We start from the raw sequence: 23,770 nt of genomic DNA on the forward strand, positions 1-23,770 counted from the left end.
GCAGTCAATATCAATGCGGATGTGTTTGACGAATGGGCGATGCAGGACCTGTTGCCTGAATTGCCGTCACATGCCGTCGTTGTGATGGACAATGCCACTTTCCATAAGAGGCAGGATACGCAAGAGGCCATACAAAACGCTGGGCACACCCTTGATATTTGCCCGCTTATTCTCCTGATCTAAACCTCATCGAACATAAATGGGCACAGGCCAAAGCACTGCGTAGACAACAAAACCAGACCGTTGAGATGCTCTTCAAATCCTATACATTCTGAATCATTCTTAACTGGTTAGACTATAATACGGCAAGATGAAGCCGACAAAGTCAGCTTTGCTTTGATTTAGAAATGAAATTAGCTGGTTTTCTTTGTTCAGACAGTATAAATAAGCGATCACGCTCATAAACTGGTGGCATAATTTTAGTCGGAATCTTTTTAATTCCACTAGTCATCCTTTTGTGAGATTTTTTTCAATCTGTATGCTATCCGTAAGTCTGATTCCGGTAAATTTTACGGCAAAGACTGGAAGGCGCATTATTCAGACGAGATTAGTGCGATTGAATGGATGGCTCTGTGACGGAGTCTTCGCACCTCACTGTATACCGGTGAGGTGCTTTTTTATAGCTTATTTATTTTGGAGTTAGAATTATAACCTTCTTCTCTTTTTAATTGCTTGGCAAGCTCAAGAATTTTATTAGAAAGCCGAATTTTAAATCCTTCAAATAAAATCCGATGGCATCGATGATATGTCTGCAGTGCCTGATCAGGCTGTCCTTGTCTGATATGATAAGACATTAACCGCCGATAATTTTCTTCCGTCAGAGGATTTAGCTCTACTGCCTTGTTTAGTAACAGATAAACACGATCATATTCCCCGTTTTTTTCATAGAAGCTTATGGACAAATCCAGCGCACGGGATAATTTATTCAACAATTGGGATTGTTTTAATATCCCTAACCCTGAATCAGAATCTTTCAAGAATGGGCCCCGGTAGAATTTCAACAGCCGGTCAGTTAATTTAATGATCTTAGACGGTCGCTCATCAGTAAGCGCTTGCTCCAGCTCGTCTATAGTCGCTTCAAACGCCCACAAATCTAGCCAGCAATAACTGCTGTTAAGCGAAACCAGACCAGAATTCAATATTACGACTTCCTTGCCAAGGAGCTTTCGTAATCGGTGCAGCGCTGTTTCTAAGGACTGCCTCGCCAGGTCACCGTCAACATCAGGCCATAATATATCAGTGAGTTGACTGGAATGAACATTACGGCCACCCAATATGACTAGTGTCTGCAGTAATTCGAGTATCTTCTTCTGACTTTTGCCAGAATGCTCTATCTGTTTTCCTTTGACTTCTACTATCAATGATCCAAAACTATAGATTCGTACTGGCCAGGGCCATTTCTCGAGATATGTAGGTGGACAAGCCAGCAGTCGATGTTTCTGCAACATGCGTACAGCAAATTCTTCCTCGATGCCGGTTTCAATTGCCAGCAGGCACAGCGAAATTAAAACCTTGGGGCGCCACCCGAAAAAAGCAAAAATCTCCTCAGTATGCAGAATTTGCAATAGCTCTTTTAGAGCTGCGAGGGTACGAAGCTGATTTTGCTGTAAGTACGCTAGCCAGGCATCAGCGATATGGTACTGGATCAGATTATGCTTATTATTGGTATCTATAGCTGCTGCAGAAAGTAAAGAAAGTGTTTGCTCCGCTTTGTGCCACTGTGACAGCTCAGCGAGTATTTGTACCTCAAGTGACCAAAGGCTGACACAAGTGATTTTAAAGTGAATTGATTTTGCCAACTGAAGAGTCTTGTGATTCTGCTCTAAGGCGTGATGCAGCTTGCCGGCTAATGCAGCTAACCAAACGGCATAGGAACAGTGTATTACAGTTGATATGCGTTGATACGCATCCTCATACTTGATGGCTTTTTGTAAAGCCATTTCAGCACTAATCAGATCACCGTCATTAATATGACAACCAATAATAGTGGCATGCAGCACTCCTTCAAATGAACGAATGCCTGATAACTCTGACAATTGTAACCCTGTCTGCGTATACTCAAGCGCTTTGACAGTATCGGCCATGAATAGTCTTTGATTAGCTAATAGGTAAGTACTCATAATCCTTACCATGACAGGTATAGCTTGATCTTCCACTACTAACTCTAAAAAAGCAGCCGAGGTATGTAGTTTGGTTAATTGACAGTTAAACATGTAATACTGTGCTAACTGTGTACCTAACAATAACTTGATTGTTTTTATCGAAGTGAAGAGAAACAGTCGTTCACAAATTCTGATTAATGTTTTTAACCGTGGATGGTGTGGGTCATAGATAGTAAGACCATTTATCGCCGCCATATAAAATTTGATTTTTAATTCAACTGATGGACGGGCGTGATAATGCTTGCGTATTTCGTCAAAGCGATTCATCCAAACCTTCAGTCTGGAAAAATCATCCCAGCTAACTATAATTGATTCAACTGCGGCCACCCAGCTAGAATAAATCCCTTTAATATCATGATTGATGTCAAATAGCTGATAGCATTTTTCCATATGCGCTTCAGTCAAAAAGGGGTTAACTGGTTTCAATGCAATGGCATACCAATATCTTATCCAGGCATCCATATTCAGGTACTTGCTTGGTAATGCTTGCATCCATTGAATAACGGTATGATGATGCCCAGAATTAATTAGCTGGCTAGCTCGCTGTAATAGTAACTCTTTTAGCGATGGCCAATCCTGTAATTGTTGGAAAAGAAGCATGGCTTCAAGAGCGCTGTCCTGCTTTACCAGGATTATTGCAGCTTTGCGCTGTAATTTCCTCCAATAGGCTGGGGTAAACACAACGTCTGCCTGAGATAACAGTAAATCTCTGAGCAGCGGATGAAATTGATAAGTCGGATTGGGTTTCTCTATACGCTTAATTAGGAAATTCTTAGAAACAAGCTCATTGAGATAAGACCTAGCTTGACTGCAACCGGTCAGTTGCATACCCATTTCTGCCGTTAATTGGGTAAATAATGCACTGGCTACTAAAAACTTATGCAATTCCTTGGGTAAATGAAAAAGAATTTCCGAAGAGAGATAATCAAAAATATTTTCTTCGGCATTAAAATCTTTAGTAAAACCCAGGACTCTAAATTCCCTCGCCATCAATACTATCCCGGCAGCCCAGCCATGTGTTTTTGACTGAATTTGCTGGATCTGGAGATCATTCAGATGGGGATCAAGCCATTTTAAGAATGCTTGACCCTCCTTATCATTAAACTCTAGCTCGGCATTGCCTATATCGAGCAATTGATAATTGGTGTACAACCGCTTAAGTGCAGCAGGGAGACGATTCCTGCTGATACAGATCAATTGCATGTCCTGTGGCAACTGATTTTCAACGATCTGTATCAGCCGGAGAAAAACAGCATTCTTTTCCAGTTCATGGCAATTATCCAGCACAATGGCTGATTCTTTTGTGAGTGAAGCAATAAGCTTACGAAAAAAGATGCGTGCAAAGTTTTCTACATCATCAGCATATTCACTGGTAAAAACCGGCAGATCAAGTTTCTTTCTGGGATGGTTCTTTTGTGCAGCCAATGCCAGAAAATAAAAAATGTCGGCCACATCATTCTCGCTGCTATCGATCCGGTACCACAAAAATGATGTATGCAGTTTTTTAAGTAAGCTGGCGACAAAAACAGTTTTGCCGGCACCGGGCGACCCATTCACCCAGATAATCCTTGCGGACTTTCTTTTTTTGACGAGCTCAAACAAGAAAGTCCGCTCAAAAACATGCGTGTAAGCAGGCGGCATGATTTTGGTTGGATATCTTTTTATTTTCATTCTTATTCTTTCTCTATCAAATTATTTTTTTTCATAACATGTATGCCATTTGTAAGCCTTCAATTTTATTTACCAAATAATATGTAGGTGATTTGTATACCCTCAATTGTTAAATTTTGCGCCAAAGTTAATTATGAAAAATTAATTGGCTTTCATGGAGTTTAGTCAACAAATCTTTACTTTAATTTAACTGTGCCAAGAAAAGGGTGAAAAAAATATGAGGAGTATACACACTGCAGAGCTTGTTACAGATAGCTTCTTTTCATCGCGTATGGAAAAAATAGGTAACTCACGTCCACTATCAGCTATTTGGTCGATGGTTCTATTTGCTATCTCTTTATTATTTTTTGGAGGTAATGTATTAGCAGGAAATACTCATCGAATCGGCATGTTTGCTGAAGAAATCACCGGCGGTTATTTTGCTTATCGTATGATGAGATATGAAGTTATTGATCAAGATGGTAGCTCAACCGATATAACTGCCCGTTATAGCGATAGGGCCACGGTTCCAGGACCAACCATAATCCTTACCGAAGGAGATGAAGCTGAAATCGAGCTCATGTATCAAATTAATCCCGATCAGGCAAACTCTAAGCATAATCATGTCAGTTTGCACGTGCATGGGGTTCACTACGATAAAGACAGCGATGGTACCTTGAAATACATCAATCTGTATAAGGATGAGAGTGCGACGCCTGTGTTGTCATACACTTACCGGTGGCACGCTGCGCTCGGCACTGCGGGTACATGGCCCTACCATGATCACAATATGGATAGCCATAATGGCGCTGAAGATAGAGGACTATTCGGGGCGCTTATCGTTAATCCTGCATCGGCTGCAGTGGATAACATTAAAAAGGAATTTGTTCTTTACATTATCGATGACGCGTTTGTTGGAATGGAAACCAATAACACGACAGGCCAGCACACCCCGCTTTGGGCTAACCCTAACCTGACAGCAGAAAAAAATAGCGATGTGAGATTTCATGTGCTTGCATTAGGTACTAATTTCCATCAATTTCAACTTAATAACTACACATGGGCGGATCCAGGATCAGTTAATCAAATCCACACGAAAGCGATAGGCCCATTGGAAAAACATGTATTTGTAGTTAAAGCAACTCATTCTTCAAGCTATATGGATACTGCTTTCTCAAGTGTATTGCTCGGCATGAAAGGTGATTTTGTCGTTGCTGATTAAGGTTACTTCTTATGAGAAGAAGTATGAGTTCACCTATTTTTGGAAAGAAAATGAAAACCACTACATCAATTTTATTATTTATTACGACATGGCTGCTTGCTTCAATGGTGCTGGCAGCCTCGCATAACATTGTATTATCTGCTGAAACCCTTCCTAATGGACAATATGGCTATAAAATGATCAGCCATACGACGACGGATGGTACGGTACCCACTTATCCTGCTGATGCAGTGATTCCTGGCCCCACACTATTTTTACAGGCTGGGGATAACGTCAAAGTTCAACTGACCAATAATACCAATGTGAAAATTGATTTCAATGTGGGTGGGTTATCGGTCGGTAATACTTCCTCTCTTTCGCCCAAACAGACAAAAAATTATCGATTTAACGCTAATGCAGTGGGCACTTTTCTATATGGTGATGAAAAATCAGCGTTACTCGGATTATTTGGTGCCATTGTAGTGGATGATCCCAGTGGGAAAGTGCAAAGCTTTATGGATGGTAATGGCACGCTCACTGCTGTCAATCGCGTTCAGCTGGATAAAGAATACATTTTATTCATGGTCGGCTCAACCTTCTGGGGCGCCGAAATGAGTGCGAATGGCACACAAAGACCGCTATGGACTAATCCAACTCTGGGTGCAATCGAGAATCAGCTTGTGCGTTGGCACGTGCTGGCGGTAGGTCATGCACACACTTTCCATCTGCATGCGCATCGCTGGCCTGATTCTGTAGATAGAAATGCCGCTTCATCAAATATCATTGATGTGAAATTGATGAATAGTCCTTTCGACAGTCATACTTTTACCATTAAAGCTGGAACAGGTGTGGGGCCAGGTGTCTGGCAATATCACTGTCATGTGATGTCGCATATGCAATCTAACATGAACGGCAAATTTCATGTAGTTCCAGCAGGGTCAGGTGAAACAGGCGAAAGCCTCGCAGGTGCTTCTCCGCATGGCAAGATATTTGGAAATGAAAATGGTGATGGAGCGGGCCTGGTTACTTTCATTATATCTGATGAACCGGGTAGCTGGTTTAGAAGTGTACGTGGTGATGCCTTGAGTCCGGTAACGCATACTAAATCATTGGAAATTATTCCTCCAGGCAGCAGTGTTCATTTCATCATGTCCGACACCAACGGTACACATACTGTCACCAATCTGCTGTGGCCAAGTGATGCAGGAAAAAATGATCATGGCGGAGATCATTTCATGATTCCCTTTGAGCAGACTAAAGCTTATCGTGGTGGCGGTATTGTGCAACTCAATGTGCCTGGCTTATATGTCTTTACCTGCAAGATTCACCCGTTCATGATGGCAGCGGTGATAGTCGATGACCCAGCTACAGATGGCTTAGATCTAGGTAAGACGATTGATTTGGTATCGGGTGTCAAAGATTTGCCTACCAGCAGTGACTTGGCAACACGTCTGGTCCACACCTTCTTTGTTGCCTCTACGCCGAAAAACTGGCAAGATTTTACCTCTACTAATCCTTGGCACGTCGCCTATCCCAATGTGGAGGTGGTAACCGACGCGGGCAAACTCTCATTGGTATCTGTTCTTGAAGCAAGATATGGTCAGGATATTATACTGGCACCATTAGTCAAACCGGCCACCCCGGGTGTAGGTGAAGTATGGATCAATACCCAATTCGAGAAAACAACCGGTAAAACCAAACCGGGCACGGTTACCGTTCTCAATACCAGTGACTGGACGCTTAAACGGAAAATTGCATTACCGCAGATCAATATGAATAATCCACATAACATGTGGGCCAATCGTGATCATTCAGTCATTTATCAAACTCAGTGGTTTGATACCAACCTCGTATTAATTGATCAGAAGAATGGCAAGTTGATCAAGAGTATTCACGTTGGGGATACGCCTTCGCATGTGATGACCCTCCCGAATACAGATGATGTTACTGTAGCAATTCATGGCGAGAATGGTGTCGTTATGATTCCTGCCGGCACGACAGAAGTACGTCACATGATGCCGACACAACAACATGGACAAGCTCCGGCTAACCCGCATGGTCACTGGATTTCTGCTGATGGAAAACGCATTATCACTCCTAATGTCAATACTGGTGATGCCGGTATTTATGACCCGGAAACAGATCAAATCATAGCAAGAACCCAGACAGGTGGCGGTGCGCCTGTACCGCACCCAATTGCTATCGGTATGATGCCAGATTCCAGTAAAGTGTATGCTGCGAATTTACTGCATCACAGCATTAGTGTGCTGGATGGCAACAATGGCGCACTGTTAAACACCATTAATTTGATTGCTGACTATGATCCATTAACCGGTGAATTCGCGGATAAAGATGGCAATGGAGCGGTCGCCGTTGGCGTACTTCCAATTCAAACTCCAGTGTCACCGGATGGCAAAGCAGTGGTAACGGCTGCGATGGGTGGGCAAATTGTTATCACGGATACGGCTACCGATAAGATTGTTAAAATGCTGCCATGTGATCCTGGCTGTCATGGGGCAAACTTTGGTGCCAAAAAAGGTGGTGGTTATTATGCGTATGTCGCGAGCAAATTCTCCAACCGCGTGATCGTGGTTGATCCCGATCCAAATGGTGATGGCAATTTAAACGATGCGGAGATTGCCGGTTCGATTTCCTTGGTGGCGGATGGAAGTGTGGCCAAAGATGATAATATCAGCAGTCTGGCTGGATTTGGCGGCCAAGGCGTATTGCCATTACCCATTGTCTATAATGGCTGGGTACAGAATCTCTCAAGTGAATGGAGCGCAGGGCTAACGAATAGTCAGCGTAATCCCATTCAATAGAGGGAGGTAGGTATCCAATCTAAAATTAAAAAGCTTCTGTAGTCATAACCTCACGCTAGCCAGAAAATCTCTGGCTAGCGTGTTTGTTTAATACCAGATTAATTGCTATTACCCGCTTTTGCGAGTAATTTATCTAACAAACGAATGCTCAGGAAGCGTTTGAGAAAACCAAATAAATAGGTAGGGAACGTAACATAATAACGCGGTTGAGGATGGTGCGCCTCAAGGGCATGAATGACTTTTTTGAGTACAGCCTCGGGCGGCAGTGTAAAAGGAACGGCTGGCCCTTGCTTGTTTAATCGCTCCAGTACCGCACGGTATTTTTCACCATGGAAACTATTGTCAATATTGATATATTTTTGTAAAGCCTTCAATGCGTTGGCTCTAAATTGAGTGGCAATCGGGCCCGGTTCGATCAGGCTGACAAAGATTTGGGTGCCCATCAATTCAAGGCGAAGCGTGTCGCTCAATCCTTCGATGGCATATTTGGAAGCATTATAAGCGCCGCGAAATGGCATGGCTGCAAAACCCAGCACAGAACTATTCTGGATAATTCGACCATAACCTTGCTTGCGCATGATGGGCAACACAAGATTGGTCAGCTCTAGCCAGCCGAAAACATTGGTTTCGAATTGGGCGCGTAAGGCCTCACGACTCAAATCTTCAACTGCTCCCGGTAAACCATAGGCGCCATTATTGAACAGGGCATACAATTGACCATGAGTGCGGTGCATGATTTCTTCGAATGCTTGCTGGATCGAATCTGGCTCATTTAAATCTAATCGAAGACTTTCCAGTCCTTCAGTTAATAGCCTCTCGACGCTTTCCTGCCTTCGCGCTGTGGCGAATACACGATAGCCTCGTTTGTGCAATGCATGGGCGACACAATAGCCAATACCGCTGGAGCAACCAGTAATTAAAATAGACTTTTTCATCAACTAAGCTTATCTTGCCAAACTGTTCATAGTTGTTTTGAGCTTGACGCAAAAAAAGCATAATCATAGCATCACATAGCTCGATTCATGACACATGGCATTAAACTGATCAACATTAATAATGGCAAAGATATTGTTTAAACTACGGAACGTTCCAGATGATGAAGCCGAAGAAGTGCGCGAATTACTGACCAGTCATCATATTGATTACTATGAAACCTCAGCAGGCAATTGGGGCGTTTCCATGCCCGCTCTCTGGGTGAAGGATGATGATCAATTCCCGGAAGCAAAAGCATTATTTGATGCTTATCAGCAAGCACGTTCCATACGGGTAAGGGAGGAATACGCACGACTTAGAAGTGAAGGCAAACACAAAACAATATGGGATAGTATGAAGCAAAATCCTGTTTTATTTGTAGTATATATACTCATTGTGCTGTCTTTGCTTTACTTGCCATTCAAGCTGATCATGGAGCTAGCCAAGTAGCAGTTTCTTATTTTATTTTTCTCATTGCTCAAAATCATTTGAGATTTTTTTGCTGAGTGGTCCGGATTGAATCAAATTAATTTAAAAATCATCCTCTCTTTTCTGTCGGGTGCGCTGACTGTTCTGGGGTTTGCACCGTTTTATTTTTTTCCGATTCCTTTACTTACCCTGGCATTACTCATCTATTTCTGGCGTCAGAATGTCACGCCTTTAACTGCCGCAATACTGGGTTTTTCTTTCGGCATGGGGATGTTTGGTGCAGGAGTAACCTGGATCTATGTCAGCCTGCATGATTTTGGCAGTATGCCGATGCCGCTGGCTGTATTGGCTTTGATCCTGCTGTGTGCTTATCTCTCATTATTCCCTGCGTTAACTGGGTGGATTTCGGCAAGATGGCGCATGGCTGCGCCAGCTATTTGGCCATGGATGGTTGCCTCGCTATGGATATTATCAGAATGGTTGCGTGGTACCTTATTTACCGGTTTTCCCTGGTTAGCGGTTGGGTATTCGCAGGCGCCATCCAGCCCGCTTATAGGTTTTGCGCCAGTAGTGGGGGTTTATGGGATTTCACTTCTTTTGGTTCTGAGTGCTGGCTGGCTATCCTCCTGGTTTGAGCAAAGGCGTTCATGGCACTTCTTATTTTTTCTGGGTGGGGTCTGGGTCATCGGTCTGGCATTGCAGTGGATCGAGTGGACCAAACCTGAGGGTGATGCCGTGACAGTGAGTCTATTACAGGGAAATATTCCGCAGGATCTAAAATGGCGAGAGGATCACATTATCACGACCATGGATACTTACGCCAAGCTTATCCAGGAAAGTAACAGTCAGCTCATAGTAACGCCAGAAATATCGATTCCGCTGTTTCATGAAGATGTGCCGTTTGATTACTTGTCTGGGCTTGCCGCGCATGCAAGGGCAAATGAGGGGGATGTACTGATCGGCATGGCTGAAGCGGTCTCATCGAATAGGAATGAATATTACAATACGATGTTCAGCCTGGGTGTATCGCCTGAACAACGTTATCGAAAACACCATCTTGTGCCATTTGGCGAATATATCCCGTTAAAGCTCGTATTTGGCTGGGTTATCGAAGTGCTGAATATGCCTTTGTCCGATTTTTCCCGCGGCTCACTTGATCAGCAACCTTTGTATCTGGCTGGACAAAACGTGGCCATCAATATCTGCTATGAAGATGTGTTCGGAGAAGAAATCATTGTGCCGCTACCTGAGGCCTCATTGCTGGTCAATGTGAGCAACGATGCCTGGTTTGGGCGTTCTATCGGCCCTTGGCAGCACTTGCAGATTTCACAGATGCGTGCCCTGGAAACAGGACGCTACATGTTGCGTGCGACCAATACCGGAGTAACCGCCATCATTGATCAACGCGGCAACATCGTGCAGCAATTGGAAATGTTCACCACTGCGGGTCTACATGGGATAGCGCAAGGTTATTCGGGTGCTACCCCGTATGTACGCTTGGGCAATAGTCTGGTATTAGGGCTGGCAGGGTTATTGCTGATCGCCGGTTGGTTATCAGTCTTTTTTTATAGGAAACGTAAAACCCTGTAAAATACTTGCCGTCATCAACAATACCGTTCCAAGCTAACGCTTACGTACCTATCATGATATTTCAGGATATGATTCTGACGCTCCAGCATTATTGGAGCAAACAAGGTTGCGCGCTGTTGCAGCCTTATGACATGGAAGTTGGCGCAGGCACAAGCCATACCGCTACCTTTCTGCGCGCGCTGGGACCGGAGCCGTGGCGTGCAGCCTATGTGCAACCCTCACGCCGTCCGAAGGACGGTCGTTATGGTAACAACCCGAATCGTTTGCAGCATTATTATCAATATCAGGTTGTGCTAAAGCCTGCTCCGCAAAATATTCTGGATTTATATTTGGGTTCGCTGCAGACATTGGGTTTGGATTTGAAACTGAATGATGTCAGATTAGTGGAAGATGATTGGGAAAACCCAACGCTGGGGGCGTGGGGGCTTGGCTGGGAAGTGTGGTTGAATGGCATGGAAGTCACACAGTTTACTTATTTTCAGCAAGTCGGCGGGATCAATTGCAGGCCGATTACCGGTGAGATTACTTATGGGCTCGAGCGGCTGGCTATGTATCTGCAAGGGGTGGAGAATGTGTTTGATTTAATTTGGACTGAAGGGCTGAGCTATGGTGATGTGTATCATCAAAATGAAGTTGAGCAATCGACTTATAATTTTGAATGCAGCGACCCTGAATTTCTCTTCGTCGCTTTCGGTAAACATGAAGAACAAGCGAATAATCTAATGGAACAACAATTGCCACTGCCTGCCTATGAACAAGTACTGAAAGCGGCGCATAGCTTCAATTTACTGGATGCCCGAGGAGCCATCTCGGTCACCGAACGTGCCGCCTATATCGCGCGCATTCGCAATCTGGCGCGTCGAGTCGCACAGGCTTATTATGATAGTCGGGAACGATTGCAGCCTCCCTTTCCGCTGGCGCCGCGCGAATGGGTAGCGCAAATACCGAAGAAAGCAGGATGAGCATGATCCCAAGAAACCTACTTGTAGAACTGCTGGTTGAAGAGCTGCCACCCAAATCACTGCATAAGCTGGGTACTTATTTTGCTGAATCATTGCTCAATAGCCTGAAAAGCCAGAATCTGGCAATGCCAGATGCGGTAATGACTGCATACGCCACGCCACGTAGGCTGGCGGTTCATATTACGCATGTTTTGGGGCAGGCACCTGATCAGGCTGTGGCGACCAAGTTAATGCCCGTTTCGGTGGGTCTGGATGAGGAAGGGCGAGCGACGCCGGCTTTGGTCAAGAAATTGAGTGGTCTAGGCGTGGAGGCATTTGTCGTTTCACAACTGACGCGGGCAATGGAAGGTAAGTCCGAAACACTTTTTCTGGAGCGTGTGGTGTCGGGCATCGTTCTGGTTGATGGGCTGCAACAAGCGATGGATGAAGCAATTGCGCAATTACCTATCCCCAAAGTGATGACTTATCAGCTCGCAGATGGTTGGCAGAACGTCAATTTTGTCCGTCCCGCTCATGGATTGATCGCGCTGCATGGCGCCGAGGTCGTTCCTGTGAGCGTGCTGGGTTTGACTGCCGGCAATATGACACAAGGTCATCGCTTCGAAGCCAGTAACCATCCTATCGTCATCAGGGAAGCGGATAGTTATAGCCAGCAACTGGAAACAGAAGGCGCGGTTATTGCCAGTTTTACTGAGCGCCGTACCCGTATCTCGAATCAGCTTTCTATTGCTGCCGCCAAAGAAAATCTGCAGCTTATTCTCGATGAAGCATTAATGGATGAGGTAACAGCATTGGTGGAACATCCCAACGTGCTAATCGGGAAATTCCCATCAGAATTTCTTGAAGTACCGCAGGAATGCCTGATTCTGACGATGAAAGCCAACCAGAAATATTTCCCATTGCTGGATAGTGAGGGGAAACTGGCCAGTACCTTTCTGATAGTGGCGAATATTGGTCCAGCCGATACACATTTTGTCATCGAAGGCAATGAGCGCGTCGTGCGCTCGCGTTTGGCAGATGCAAAATTCTTCTTTGATCAGGATCGAAAACATACTTTGGCTTCGCGTATTGCTGGGCTGAACAAGGTGATTTACCATCATCAACTGGGCACACAGGGTTTGCGCATTGAATATGTGCGTACCCTTGCACGCGAGATCGGGCAAATCTTGGGTGGCAATATTCTGGCAGAACAAGCGGAGCAGGCAGCGCGATTAGCTAAAACGGATCTATTGACAGACATGGTCGGCGAATTTCCCGAGCTGCAGGGGATCATGGGGCGTTATTATGCGCAGCATGAAGGCTTGAGCGATGCGGTTGCCTATGCGATAGAAGATCACTACAAACCACGCTTTGCCGGCGACTTACTGCCACGTAACCTGGTTGGTGTTTGCGTGGCTTTGGCAGATAAGCTGGAGACTTTGATCAATCTGTTTGCTATCGGGCAGCTCCCCACCGGAGATAAAGATCCCTTTGCGCTACGCCGCCATGCTCTGGGCGTGATTCGTATTCTTATCGAAAAGGATTTACCGCTTGAACTGAATAGGCTGGTTGAGCGAGCCATAGAAATTCTCCAGGATGAACGTATTGCAGAACAATGGGTACAGCAGACAGTCGCCGAGATGACACTCGCTGACACTGGGAAGAAGGCCCACCAGAAACATATCCGTCATACCATATCTGCTGAGGTAAGCGGGCAATTAGCAGATTTTATCTATGATCGATTGGCGGTAAATCTGCGTGAGCAGGGTTACAGTGCCCAAGAAGTAGATGCTGTATTGGCACTCCATCCTCAACATTTAAATGATATTCCCAAACGACTGGCTGCTATTCGTGCTTTTATCGCTTTGCCAGAGGCAGCCAGTCTGGCTGCTGCCAATAAGCGTGTGAGTAATATCCTCAAAAAGAGTAGCGCTATCATCAACCCACAGGTAGAGGTTGAACTTTTACAGGTGCCTGCCGAACGAGCATTGTATCAAGCGTTAATTGAGCTGAAAGATAAAGTGGATGAGGCCTTTGAGGAGAAGGATTATACGGTTGCCCTGCAAATCCTGGCAGCATTAAAAGCGCCGGTTGATACCTTTTTTGATCATGTAATGGTCAATACCGATGATGACAGGTTGCGCAACAATCGTTTGGCTTTGCTTAAAAAACTTCAGCAGGTGATGAATCGGGTAGCCGATATTTCCAGGCTGGCGAGCTGAAATGAAATTGATCATCCTGGATAGTAACGGTGTGATCAATGAGGTCAGTCAAACCTTTATCACATCACTGGAAGAATGGAAACCCATACCTGGTAGCCTGGAAGCAATCTCACGACTTACCCAGGCCGGTTATCGCGTGATCATTGCAACCAATCAGTCTGGGATCGGGCGCGGATTGCTCGATATGACGACTTTCAATGCCATTAACGACAAGATGTTCAAAGCGGTTCATCACGCCGGGGGACGCATTGATGCGCTTTTCTTCTGCCCACATACTGAGCAGGATAAATGTCACTGTCGTAAACCTGAGACAGGTATGTTTCAGGAAATCATGCAACGTTATAGTACCGATCTTAAAGGCGTTCCTGCTGTCGGTGATTCACTGCGGGATTTGCAGGCAGCGGTCGAGGTAGAGGCCATTCCGATTTTAGTGCTGACTGGAAAAGGTGAAATGACTCATGCGAATGGGAATCTCCCAGAAGGCACGCAAATTTTTGCTGATCTGGCATCTGTTGTGGACACATTGGTGAAGAGAATATGATATCAGCTGTCGTGCGCTCAGCGTTTTATACTGTATTACAACTCATCATCACACCTCCCTACGCATTATTTACGCTCGCCTGTTATCCCCTTCCTCCCCATTATCGTTATAAGGTGACCTACGGCTGGACCTGCATCATGCTGTTTCTGCTCAGGGTAATCTGTGGTCTGCATTATCGTGTGCTGGGTACGGAGAATATTCCTGATCGGCCAAGTATTGTGTTATCCAAGCATCAATCAGCATGGGAAACCCTGGCATTGCAACAAATTTTTCCACCCCAGGTATGGGTGCTTAAAAAAGAGTTATTGCGTATTCCATTTTTTGGCTGGGGACTGGCAATGACTAATCCGATTGCAATTGATCGTAGTTCGGGTAAAGCGGCGTTGCAGCAAATCGTTGAGCAGGGTAAAGAAAGATTAAAACAGAATTTCTGGATTGTCATTTTTCCGGAAGGGACGCGTATTCCTCCAGGTAAGACGGGTAAATACAAGATAGGCGGCGCATGGCTCGCCACCCACACAGGTACATTGGTTGTGCCAGTTGCACATAATGCGGGAGAATTTTGGGGAAGAAATTCATTTATCAAATCTCCTGGCATGATTACGGTAAGCATTGGCAAACCAATTGATCCAACCGGTATGGATCCTGATGAGCTTAATGCACGTGTGCAAGCGTGGATAGAAACTGAGGTGTCGCATATCAGCGGTGGTGGAAAAGAAGGGCGTGATGATGAACAATTTATTTCGATCTCGAACCAGTCAGTCAAAGACGCTGAAAAATGAGGCACGTACCATCACATTGGTTGACAGGACAATCGGTTACACGCTGATTCGTCGTGACCGGAGAACGATTGGCCTGAAAATCAATCGAGAGGGTTTAACGGTTAGTGTGCCTTTGCAAGCGACTCTCAGCAGAATAGAGCAAGTACTGCACAGTAAAGCTGACTGGGTCATTAGAAGTCTGGAGATATGGAAAGAGAAAAAAATTATCCAGCCTCAGTGGTGTTTGGATAGTACTTTCTGGCTATTAGGCGATCCCTATCGATTGGTCTTGACTAAATCAGAAAAACTGCAACTGATTTCGCAAAATAATGAAACAGATCAAATTCAGGAAATAACCCGACAAATTGCTTCGCTAACTTCCTGTCAAATCGAGAAATTCGTAATGACTTGGTATCGTAAACAAGCGCGGGCGTGCATGAGTGAGCGGGTAGCGCTCTATGCAGCCAAATTGGGTGTGTCATTGCCAAAACTGAGATTATCCAGTGCGCGCACGCGCTGGGGAAGCTGTAGTTCAAATGGGACAGTATCGCTGAACTGGCGGTTAATACAGTTACCGCTTTCCCTGGTGGATTACGTGGTAGCGCATGAATTATCTCATCTGATCGAAATGAATCATTCTGCGGCATTCTGGGAAGTAGTCGAGAGCATCTATCCAGATTACCGGCAAGCGCGGGCAGAGTTAAAAAAAATCGACTGATTGGAAAATGGGCTCCAGAATTTTATTTAATCTGGATTTTCCATTACAAGCGATTAAGGGATGAGTATTGGGCTGAATTTAACGAGAAGATCAAATGTTTTGGATTTGTCCCAAAGACCATGAATCCATTCACGCTGTTGCATGGTAACTGCCGGGTTCATCATCTTTTTTCAGACCTCGTGGGTAATATCGCCTAACAAGTTAAGTATGATTCAGAATGTACAGGACTGGAAGAGCATCTCGACGGTTCGGTTTTGTTATTTACGTAGTGTCTTGACCTGTGTCCATTTGTGTTCGATGGAATAATGAGAATACTCTTTGAATCATTTCTAACTGGTTTGTCTATATAGCCAGCTTTGGCAAGGAGCTCATAGCGCAGCATTCTGAGGGTGTGTTATTTCATTTCTAATTCCATTTCTAAATCAAACGTAATTTTGTCGGTTTTACCTTGCCGTATTATTGATGCTGTCTGCAGCTCACCTTCGCGTCATTTTTGATTTGGAATGGAATAGGGGGCTGTTCTGCACAGAAAAACGGCTATTCCCGCTGTTTGCAACGGGAATAGCCGTTTTAGGTCGCTGCAATTTTTATGGAGCAAAACGTTGCAGTATATGGTTCGTCATACCTTTAGCGAGTTCCTCTTCTCCAAAGAATACTGTGCCAATCTTTTCTTTCTGCAGGAATTGTGACTCGTCTTCACTGTGAGTACGGAGCACGATCTCAATATCCGGGTTAAGGGTACGTGCAATTTCAGCAATCTGCCGTACGTTGAGGGTATCAGGTGTTGCGATCACCAACATTGCTGCACCTGCAATATGTGCCTGGATGAGCACAGCTGGATCAGCCGCATTACCCGATACAGCAGCGACACCTGTTTTACGCAGATCCTCTACCAGTTCGCGGTTTTGTTCAGCAACTACATAAGGAATTTTGCGTTTATCCAGCTCTCTGGCGATGCGTCGTCCTACACGGCCATAGCCTACCAACACCACTTGTCCTTCAAGGTATTTGCGTTCTGTAGTTAACGGCAATTCAGCGAAGGGATCCTCACGGTGTTCCAGACGGCGAGCTAATTCCGAGCGCTGGAGAACCAAATTTATAATAGGGTTAACTGCAGCAAACACAAATGGATTCAGCGCTATGGAGATAAGTGCCCCAGCGAGAACCAAATCCATCCCTTCTGAAGAAAGCAAACCAAGTGACATTCCCAGCCCAGCAAGAATAAACGAAAATTCACCGATCTGTGCCAGGCTGGCAGCCACCAGCAATGCAGTATTGAGTGGGTAGCGTAAGGTAAGTACCAGTCCCATTGCTGCGATTGATTTGCCGACGATGATAATAGCAACGACGCCGAGAACATGCATCGGTTTCTCCATCAATATCTGTGGATCGAAGAGCATTCCCACAGAAACAAAGAACAGTACAGAAAAGGCATCGCGCAATGGTAGCGATTCTTGAGCTGCGCGATGACTGAATTCCGATTCACGCATGACCATTCCTGCAAAGAAAGCTCCCAGTGCAAATGACACATTGAACAAGGCTGCTGCACTGTAGGCGACACCAATCGCTGCTGCGATAACTGACAAAGTGAAGAGCTCTCGCGAACCGATACTTGCGACTTGCCATAACAACCAAGGCAATATACGGCGTCCGCCGATCAGCATCAGGGCGATAAAAGCCGAGACCTCAAGAAGGGTCTGTCCAATCGTACGCCATAACGGAACAGTTTCTTCGGCGGGGGCAACTGTTCCACCTAATATACCCGCAAATGAAGGTAATAATACCAGAATGAGCACAGTAGCGAGATCTTCCACCACTAGCCAACCTACGGCAATACGCCCATTCATGGTTTCGAGTATGCCTCTTGACTCAAGAGCTTTGAGCAATACGACAGTACTAGCACAGGACAGGGAGAGACCAAAAACCAGGCCGGTGCCAAAATCCCAACCCCACCAAGAAGCTATAAGCATACCTAGTCCAGTCGCCAGCCCCATTTGCACGACGGCGCCTGGGAGGGCGATACGCTTAACCGCAAGTAAATCGTCAAGAGAAAAATGCAAACCCACACCGAACATAAGCAGCATGACCCCAATTTCTGACAATTGTGAGGCGATATCTACATCAGCAACGAAACCTGGTGTGGATGGCCCCATAGCTATTCCTGCCAGTAGATAACCAACTAAAGCGGGAATCTTGAGTCGCTCAGCAATGAAGCCCAATATCAGGGCAAGACCAAATCCAGCAGCAAGAGTCGTTATCAATGAGATGTCATGTTCCATTCAGTTTCCTTTTGTTATAGCGGCAGTAATAGATGAGCTTTACCAGTTATTCTACAGTCAGCTCGGTGCGTACAATCAAGGGTCTTATTCTACAGCCTGACAAGCTTGTTAAGCGTCTTCTTAAATAAAAAGGATGGTTACCTGGAAATTAATGAGTATCTCATGAGGAGGATAGTATTCGTTGATCACGGCTGGGTAATGCCAGTTTCTATTGTTGGATATTCTGCATATAATGCTTCAAGCTATGCAGAGGGCAAGCAATTCATCCAAGGCTTTTCAGTATAGTTGTTAAATAAATGATTTTACAGAGAAACTTCTTAACTATTAGATACTACAAGCAAGGAGAGAGAATGATACATCGATTTAAATTCATTACCCTGGTCTGCACACTTTTACCTTTTTATGCTCATAGCGGAGGTAATCCTGATTTTGTCAAATTTCCTGAGGGTTATCAGCAAGCCTTTACCCAATATGATACTGCCAATCGGGCCAATCAGACGCAGGTGGCAAAATTCTATGCTAATGATATTGCTATTGCGAGTTACAAAAAAGGCGAAGAAGCAACACCCGGGTCAGTCGTTGTCATGGAAATATATGAAACTAAAAAAGATGCAGCTGGCAAGATCATTTCAGATAAAGAGGGTATGTTTGAAATTGAAAAACTCGCAGCCGTTGCAGTGATGGAAAAAAGAAGTGATTGGGACAAAATTTTTTCTCAGGAGAATCGCACAGGCGACTGGGGATTTGCTGTGTATAACCCGGATGGCACACCCAAAAGTAACGACTTGAATTGTGTTCAGTGCCATACTCCCTTAAAAGATCAGGACTACCTGTTTAGCTTCCAGAAGCTCGTGGATTTTGCAAAGAAGAATTAATAGTTAATGTAAGATAAATACTATTAGTAAGCTGTGAACAGGCTGCAAGTTTCTAGAAACTTGCAGCCTGTTTTATTATCTGACTTCAGATAAATTATTAATGAGAGCAACAATGTGCTGAAGTATGGATCATTTATTCCATTTCTAAATTAATTCTGACTTTGTCAGCTTCCCCTTGTCATATTTATATAGACTGTTTACAGCTTGCCCTCGTACCATGTTTAATTTAAGGATGGAATGAGCAACTTTATTTTTGGTGAATACTGAATTAGCGGCACTTTACTATTTGCTATCGGATAGGAAACAAATGCTTAAGAAAAGGAGATAGAAGCCTTGATGAAATATTTTGTTATTAAACTATTATTGTCCTCTCTGGCGTTTTTTCCCATGATTTACTCCCAATTAGCTTATGCTCATACTGGTATTGACACTCAGAATGGCTGGGTGTACGGTTTTATTCATCCTATAGGTGGGCTGGATCATGTGCTTACGATGATCGCTGTGGGTCTATGGGCAGCTCAAATGGGGGGGCGTGCCATATGGTTAGTTCCCTTTACTTTTGTTGCTGTCATGACATTGGGTGGAGTAGCGGGGATCATTGCCGTTCCTTTTGGATATACTGAAGTCGGAATTATTATTTCACTGCTGGTTTTCGGTATGTTGATTGCTGCTTCCATCCGATTACCACTGACCGTAAGTGCCATGATCGTTGGTATTTTTGCGTTCTGTCATGGTTATGCCCATGGTGCAGAAATGTCCCAACATATCTCAGGACTCACTTACGCGCTGGGATTTGTATCTGCGACTGCATTACTTCATGCTTTGGGTATAGGTATTGGCATCTTCATTAAACACAAGGGAAGCGTAAAATGGTTACAACTTGCCGGAATGGGGGTGATTTTGTACGGAAGTAGCATGGTTTTGATCGGGTAAGAGATAATTGAAAACGTAGTTTCGCTCATCAGCCTGAAGAGTGTTCCAATCGCTGTGTTGGATGGTATGCGTTCCTCACCTATCCACTTGGTAGGTAGCTACGTGGAAAATTCATTTTCACCACCTTTGAAATGCTGGGTAGAATTGTTTATGCATGAAATGTCATTGGCCGAAAATGTCTTACAGATCATCGAAGAAGCAGCGTATCATCAGTCTTTTACACGCGTCAAAACGGTGTGGCTGGAAATTGGCCAGTTGACTTGTGTGGAGCCGGAAGCGTTGCGTTTCTGTTTTGACGTCGTAATGCATGGCAGTGTCGCTCAGCATGCGAGGCTGGAAATTATTGGTATACCAGGATTAGGCTGGTGCAAAACATGTATGCAAGAAGTACCCATGGCTACGCTTTATGCTGTTTGTTCACAATGTGGGAATTTTGAGCTTGAAGTATTATGTGGCGATACCTTGCGTGTCAAAGAACTTGAAGTTGAATAGAAGGAGTGATGATCATGTGTACAACATGCGGCTGCGGACATGGTTTGATCCAGATAGATGGAAAACGATTGCAGCATTCCCGTAAACCAGCGGGAGCAATCCGTTACCGAATGCCTGCCAACTTGCCAAGGCAAACTTCTCTGAAGGCATCGGCTGATTATCCTGTTCATAAGCCTGACCTGATTGATTTTGGTTCAGGCGCTGCGCAAGCGCATGCATCAGGCATGAGTCAAGCACGCATGGTAAAAATCGAACGTGATATTCTAGCCAAGAATAATCTTCATGCTGAGGCCAATCGCTGTTACTTGACTGAGCGCGGGATTTTTGCACTCAATCTTGTCTCCAGCCCTGGTTCTGGCAAAACGACCTTACTGGTGCAAACGATTGCTGCCTTGCGAGAAGAACAGCGTATGTACGTGATCGAGGGCGATCAGCAGACAGAAAATGATGCTGCGCGTATTCGTGCCTGTGGTATTTCTGCCTTGCAAATCAACACAGGTAAGGGGTGTCACCTGGATGCTTATATGGTAAGTCAAGGGATACAGCGACTTGCTGTGCGGGAGGACAGTGTATTATTTATTGAAAATGTTGGCAATCTGGTCTGCCCGGCCGGCTTTGATCTGGGTGAGGCACATAAAGTAGTGATCCTATCTGTGACAGAAGGTGAAGACAAGCCACTAAAATATCCGGATATGTTTCGTGCCGCAGATCTGCTATTACTTAACAAGTGCGATTTGCTGCCTTATCTGACCTTTGATCCAGAACTCGCAATTAACTATGCCTGCCGCATTAACCCTTCACTGCGAGTGATTCAACTTTCAGCTTTAAGAGGGGAAGGAATGTCGGAATGGATAGACTGGATTAAAGTTGGTTATCATCAGGTGGTAACCAGCAAGAAGAAAATAGAAAATTCTCAGCATCATGTTGATTAGCTCCAATTGGACTGAGTTACCTTTCTATTCGATAGAACTTCCTTTTGCCATACCCTCCGTGCTGGCTTGTGGCGCCTGGTTAAAAAATACAGTTTGCGTTACACGAAGTCATACTGCTTTAGTCTCGCCGGTAATTGGAGATCTTGATACTGCACAGGCACGCAGTACTCTGGATGAAACCGTGCTCCACATGTGCGAGATACTTAATGTGCAGCCTAAAGTGGTAGCACATGACCTGCATCCTGATTTTTACAGTACGCAATTTGCACATACTTATGCAGCAAAGCATGATTTACCGATTCTTACGGTGCAACATCACCATGCCCATATTGCTGCCATTTGTGCGGAACATGGGATCAGTGAAGCTGTGTTAGGTCTGGCCTTGGATGGGGTAGGGTTGGGTTTAGACAACATGCCTTGGGGTGGCGAATTATTACGTGTGGAAGGGGGGTATTTTGAACGTCTGGGGCATCTGGCTACTCTTGCTATGCCAGGCGGTGATCGGGCAGCGCGTGAGCCTTGGCGTATGGCCGCGGCAGCGTTATTCAATCTAGGGCAGGCTCATGAGATAGCGTTGCGTTTCCCAGCTCAGCCAGCAGTTAATACTGTGGTTACTATGCTGCAACGCAATTTGAATTGCCCGGCTACTTCGAGTATGGGGCGGCTATTCGATACGGCTGCTGGCTTATTAGGGGTAAATGAAATTCAATCTCATGAGGCTCAGGCTGCCGTTCAGTTACAAACATTGGCCGCCTCGTATGGTAAGGCGGGTTCTCTTGAGGAGGGTTATCAAATTACCGCCAATAATGTGCTCGATTTTTCTCCGTTGCTTGCCTGGCTTATGCAATGTACTGATGTCACCAAGGGTGCTGCTGTATTTCATGCTACCCTCGCTGATGGGCTTGCCAAGTGGGTCGCATTCGCGGCCAGTAAATACCATTGTGCACGGATTGCACTGGGAGGGGGGTGTTTTCATAATGAGTTATTACTGCAACTATTGAGCCAACATCTTGCTGAAAATAACCTAAAAGTATTATATGCTAAACAGTTGCCCCCTGATGACAGCGCTATTTCTTTGGGTCAGGCCTGGATAGCTGCGCACCGATATCAATCAATCGGCGCTTGAAGATGGTCGTTTACTTGTATATCTCCTCTAATCAGAGTTCTTAGTATCTGTTATAGTTAAGCGATTTGTCATTTGCAAATTTTTCCTGGACGGTCAGGGAAAATGGATATATTTTTTGTGAGCTAAGTTATGCGTAGCACTGCTATTTTACTTTTTACCCTTTTGATAACAACATTGGCACAAGCTACGACTTGGACATTGCCTCCATCGGATATTGATATTGTTGGTCAAGTAAAGGTGATAGAGGCAAGTCAAGAGGATACTTTGCTTGATATTGCACGCCAGTATGGTATTGGACAGGATGCCATATTGATGGCTAATCCTTTCGTTGACCGCTGGCTCCCTTCTGAAGGTACCAAGGTAGTAATACCAGGTCGGTACATTCTTCCACAGGCTGAACGTACAGGCTTGGTAATCAATATACCTGAAATGCGCCTTTATTATTTTCCCAAACCTGAGAAAGGGAAGAAACCAGTCGTCATTACTCATCCAATCAGCATAGGCAGAATGGATTGGAGTACGCCAATGGGTAAAACTACTGTCGTCAGGAAACAAAAAGATCCTACCTGGATACCACCTCAATCACTCAAGAAAGAGGCTATAGAAGCAGGCAATCCACCCCTGCCGGATGTCGTGCCCCCTGGACCGACCAATCCATTAGGACGTCATGCGCTCTATCTCGGTACTGCAGGTTATCTGATTCATGGCACGGATAAGCCCTTTGGAATAGGTATGCGCGTCACCCATGGGTGCCTGCGCATGTATCCGGAAGATATCGAAAAATTGTTTGATCAGGTACCTGTCGGAACGCCGGTGCAATTAGTCAATCAACCTATCAAACTTGGCTGGCTGGCTGGTTCGTTGTTTATAGAATTACATCCGCCCTTAGAAGAAAACGAGAAGGAGTATGGCGACGATTATATGCAGAAAGTACGTGAAGCAATTACCAGTTTTCTTGAGAAAAGCGACAATGGTAAGAAATCAAATCAAATCAGAGAAAATATAGTTATTGATGAAATGGCGCTTGAGCTGGCGGTGTTTGAAAAAAATGGTATTCCGGTGCTGATTTCAAAATAGACAAAATAGGCAAAATAAGTTGTGATAGGCAATAAAAAAGCCCCATC

The 23,770-nt window shown here is 44.9% G+C and carries 19 protein-coding genes and 1 pseudogene; 17 read left to right on the plus strand and 3 right to left on the minus strand.

The genetic code is table 11. The features are described from left to right. Positions 1–183 (plus strand): annotated as a pseudogene (locus BM283_RS07360) (hypothetical protein); the annotation flags it as partial. Beyond that, positions 159–275: a hypothetical protein gene (locus BM283_RS20520; RefSeq protein ID WP_368086409.1), complete on the plus strand. Its 117-nt coding sequence runs from the start codon at positions 159–161 to the stop codon at positions 273–275. The pseudogene BM283_RS07360 and the gene BM283_RS20520, both read left to right, overlap by 25 nt. A 342-nt stretch (positions 276–617) precedes the next feature. On the opposite strand, the gene BM283_RS07365 is transcribed toward BM283_RS20520, so the two are convergent. Further along, complete coding sequence (locus BM283_RS07365; RefSeq protein WP_090691534.1) at positions 618–3,833, minus strand: AfsR/SARP family transcriptional regulator; 3,216 nt, start codon at positions 3,831–3,833, stop codon at positions 618–620. A gap of 217 nt (positions 3,834–4,050) precedes the next feature. Between BM283_RS07365 and BM283_RS07370 the strand changes: the two genes are divergently transcribed. Then, positions 4,051–5,034, plus strand: a complete 984-nt coding sequence (locus BM283_RS07370; protein WP_090691536.1) for a multicopper oxidase domain-containing protein — start codon at positions 4,051–4,053, stop codon at positions 5,032–5,034. Between the two features lie 23 nt (positions 5,035–5,057). Beyond that, the gene (locus BM283_RS07375; protein ID WP_254776264.1) at positions 5,058–7,835 is read left to right on the plus strand and encodes a multicopper oxidase domain-containing protein; all 2,778 of its coding nucleotides are present in this window, start codon (positions 5,058–5,060) and stop codon (positions 7,833–7,835) included. A 98-nt stretch (positions 7,836–7,933) separates the two neighbouring features. Here the strand turns inward: BM283_RS07375 and BM283_RS07380 are convergent, their stop codons facing one another. Beyond that, positions 7,934–8,770: an SDR family oxidoreductase gene (locus tag BM283_RS07380; RefSeq protein ID WP_090691537.1), complete on the minus strand. Its 837-nt coding sequence runs from the start codon at positions 8,768–8,770 to the stop codon at positions 7,934–7,936. A gap of 133 nt (positions 8,771–8,903) precedes the next feature. Between BM283_RS07380 and BM283_RS07385 the strand changes: the two genes are divergently transcribed. The 7 genes from BM283_RS07385 to BM283_RS07415 all read left to right on the plus strand — a co-directional run bounded on the left by BM283_RS07385 (position 8,904) and on the right by BM283_RS07415 (position 16,009). After that, positions 8,904–9,257, plus strand: coding sequence for a DUF6164 family protein (locus BM283_RS07385; protein WP_254776265.1), 354 nt, complete (start codon positions 8,904–8,906; stop codon positions 9,255–9,257). Between the two features lie 75 nt (positions 9,258–9,332). Further along, complete coding sequence (gene lnt, locus BM283_RS07390) at positions 9,333–10,826, plus strand: apolipoprotein N-acyltransferase (RefSeq protein ID WP_254776274.1); 1,494 nt, start codon at positions 9,333–9,335, stop codon at positions 10,824–10,826. Between the two features lie 68 nt (positions 10,827–10,894). Further along, positions 10,895–11,788 (plus strand): glycine--tRNA ligase subunit alpha, encoded by an 894-nt coding sequence (gene glyQ, locus BM283_RS07395; protein ID WP_254776266.1) that lies wholly within the window; start codon positions 10,895–10,897, stop codon positions 11,786–11,788. 2 nt (positions 11,789–11,790) lie between these two features. Then, entirely contained in the window at positions 11,791–13,989 is a 2,199-nt protein-coding gene (gene glyS, locus BM283_RS07400) for a glycine--tRNA ligase subunit beta (protein ID WP_175492062.1), read from the plus strand. A 1-nt stretch (position 13,990) separates the two neighbouring features. Continuing rightward, positions 13,991–14,530, plus strand: coding sequence for a D-glycero-beta-D-manno-heptose 1,7-bisphosphate 7-phosphatase (gene gmhB, locus BM283_RS07405; protein ID WP_090691550.1), 540 nt, complete (start codon positions 13,991–13,993; stop codon positions 14,528–14,530). Next, a complete protein-coding gene (locus tag BM283_RS07410) occupies positions 14,527–15,312 on the plus strand; it encodes a lysophospholipid acyltransferase family protein (RefSeq protein ID WP_090691553.1) in 786 nt (261 codons plus the stop codon). Before gmhB ends, BM283_RS07410 begins: the two co-directional genes overlap by 4 nt. Continuing rightward, entirely contained in the window at positions 15,257–16,009 is a 753-nt protein-coding gene (locus tag BM283_RS07415; RefSeq protein WP_254776267.1) for a M48 family metallopeptidase, read from the plus strand. The genes BM283_RS07410 and BM283_RS07415 overlap by 56 nt, the downstream gene beginning before the upstream one ends. A gap of 587 nt (positions 16,010–16,596) precedes the next feature. Here the strand turns inward: BM283_RS07415 and ybaL are convergent. Continuing rightward, complete coding sequence (ybaL, locus tag BM283_RS07420) at positions 16,597–18,288, minus strand: cation:proton antiporter domain-containing protein (protein WP_090691557.1); 1,692 nt, start codon at positions 18,286–18,288, stop codon at positions 16,597–16,599. Positions 18,289–18,638: 350 nt separating this feature from the next. On the opposite strand from ybaL, the gene BM283_RS07425 reads away from it, so the two are divergent. The 6 genes from BM283_RS07425 to BM283_RS07450 all read left to right on the plus strand — a co-directional run bounded on the left by BM283_RS07425 (position 18,639) and on the right by BM283_RS07450 (position 23,723). Then, positions 18,639–19,163, plus strand: a complete 525-nt coding sequence (locus BM283_RS07425; RefSeq protein ID WP_090691562.1) for a cytochrome P460 family protein — start codon at positions 18,639–18,641, stop codon at positions 19,161–19,163. Positions 19,164–19,499: 336 nt separating this feature from the next. Then, positions 19,500–20,096 (plus strand): HupE/UreJ family protein, encoded by a 597-nt coding sequence (locus tag BM283_RS07430; RefSeq protein WP_090691565.1) that lies wholly within the window; start codon positions 19,500–19,502, stop codon positions 20,094–20,096. Positions 20,097–20,162: 66 nt separating this feature from the next. Then, positions 20,163–20,588 carry a hydrogenase maturation nickel metallochaperone HypA gene (hypA, locus tag BM283_RS07435; RefSeq protein ID WP_254776268.1) on the plus strand — a complete coding sequence of 142 codons (426 nt, stop codon included), beginning with the start codon at positions 20,163–20,165 and terminating at the stop codon, positions 20,586–20,588. 14 nt (positions 20,589–20,602) lie between these two features. Then, positions 20,603–21,520: a hydrogenase nickel incorporation protein HypB gene (hypB, locus tag BM283_RS07440; protein ID WP_090691567.1), complete on the plus strand. Its 918-nt coding sequence runs from the start codon at positions 20,603–20,605 to the stop codon at positions 21,518–21,520. Next, entirely contained in the window at positions 21,510–22,646 is a 1,137-nt protein-coding gene (locus BM283_RS07445; protein WP_090691568.1) for a Kae1-like domain-containing protein, read from the plus strand. Before hypB ends, BM283_RS07445 begins: the two co-directional genes overlap by 11 nt. A 129-nt stretch (positions 22,647–22,775) precedes the next feature. Continuing rightward, positions 22,776–23,723, plus strand: a complete 948-nt coding sequence (locus tag BM283_RS07450) for a L,D-transpeptidase family protein (RefSeq protein ID WP_090691569.1) — start codon at positions 22,776–22,778, stop codon at positions 23,721–23,723. Positions 23,724–23,770 lie beyond the last annotated feature (47 nt).

Source organism: Nitrosomonas sp. Nm34, from assembly GCF_900113925.1.
In the GTDB taxonomy this organism is placed as follows: domain Bacteria; phylum Pseudomonadota; class Gammaproteobacteria; order Burkholderiales; family Nitrosomonadaceae; genus Nitrosomonas.

Excerpts from the sequence above, each read along its gene's own strand:
- BM283_RS07415 (WP_254776267.1), top strand. The coding sequence starts at position 15,257 with ATGATGAACAATTTATTTCGATCTCGAACCAGTCAGTCAAAGACGCTG.
- hypB (WP_090691567.1), top strand. The coding sequence starts at position 20,603 with ATGTGTACAACATGCGGCTGCGGACATGGTTTGATCCAGATAGATGGA.
- BM283_RS07450 (WP_090691569.1), top strand. The coding sequence starts at position 22,776 with ATGCGTAGCACTGCTATTTTACTTTTTACCCTTTTGATAACAACATTG.
- BM283_RS07425 (WP_090691562.1), top strand. The coding sequence starts at position 18,639 with ATGATACATCGATTTAAATTCATTACCCTGGTCTGCACACTTTTACCT.
- BM283_RS07365 (WP_090691534.1), bottom strand. The coding sequence starts at position 3,833 with ATGAAAATAAAAAGATATCCAACCAAAATCATGCCGCCTGCTTACACG.
- BM283_RS07370 (WP_090691536.1), top strand. The coding sequence starts at position 4,051 with ATGAGGAGTATACACACTGCAGAGCTTGTTACAGATAGCTTCTTTTCA.
- hypA (WP_254776268.1), top strand. The coding sequence starts at position 20,163 with ATGCGTTCCTCACCTATCCACTTGGTAGGTAGCTACGTGGAAAATTCA.
- BM283_RS07380 (WP_090691537.1), bottom strand. The coding sequence starts at position 8,770 with ATGAAAAAGTCTATTTTAATTACTGGTTGCTCCAGCGGTATTGGCTAT.
- glyS (WP_175492062.1), top strand. The coding sequence starts at position 11,791 with ATGATCCCAAGAAACCTACTTGTAGAACTGCTGGTTGAAGAGCTGCCA.
- ybaL (WP_090691557.1), bottom strand. The coding sequence starts at position 18,288 with ATGGAACATGACATCTCATTGATAACGACTCTTGCTGCTGGATTTGGT.
- BM283_RS07375 (WP_254776264.1), top strand. The coding sequence starts at position 5,058 with ATGAGTTCACCTATTTTTGGAAAGAAAATGAAAACCACTACATCAATT.
- glyQ (WP_254776266.1), top strand. The coding sequence starts at position 10,895 with ATGATTCTGACGCTCCAGCATTATTGGAGCAAACAAGGTTGCGCGCTG.
- BM283_RS07445 (WP_090691568.1), top strand. The coding sequence starts at position 21,510 with ATGTTGATTAGCTCCAATTGGACTGAGTTACCTTTCTATTCGATAGAA.
- BM283_RS07430 (WP_090691565.1), top strand. The coding sequence starts at position 19,500 with ATGAAATATTTTGTTATTAAACTATTATTGTCCTCTCTGGCGTTTTTT.
- BM283_RS07410 (WP_090691553.1), top strand. The coding sequence starts at position 14,527 with ATGATATCAGCTGTCGTGCGCTCAGCGTTTTATACTGTATTACAACTC.
- gmhB (WP_090691550.1), top strand. The coding sequence starts at position 13,991 with ATGAAATTGATCATCCTGGATAGTAACGGTGTGATCAATGAGGTCAGT.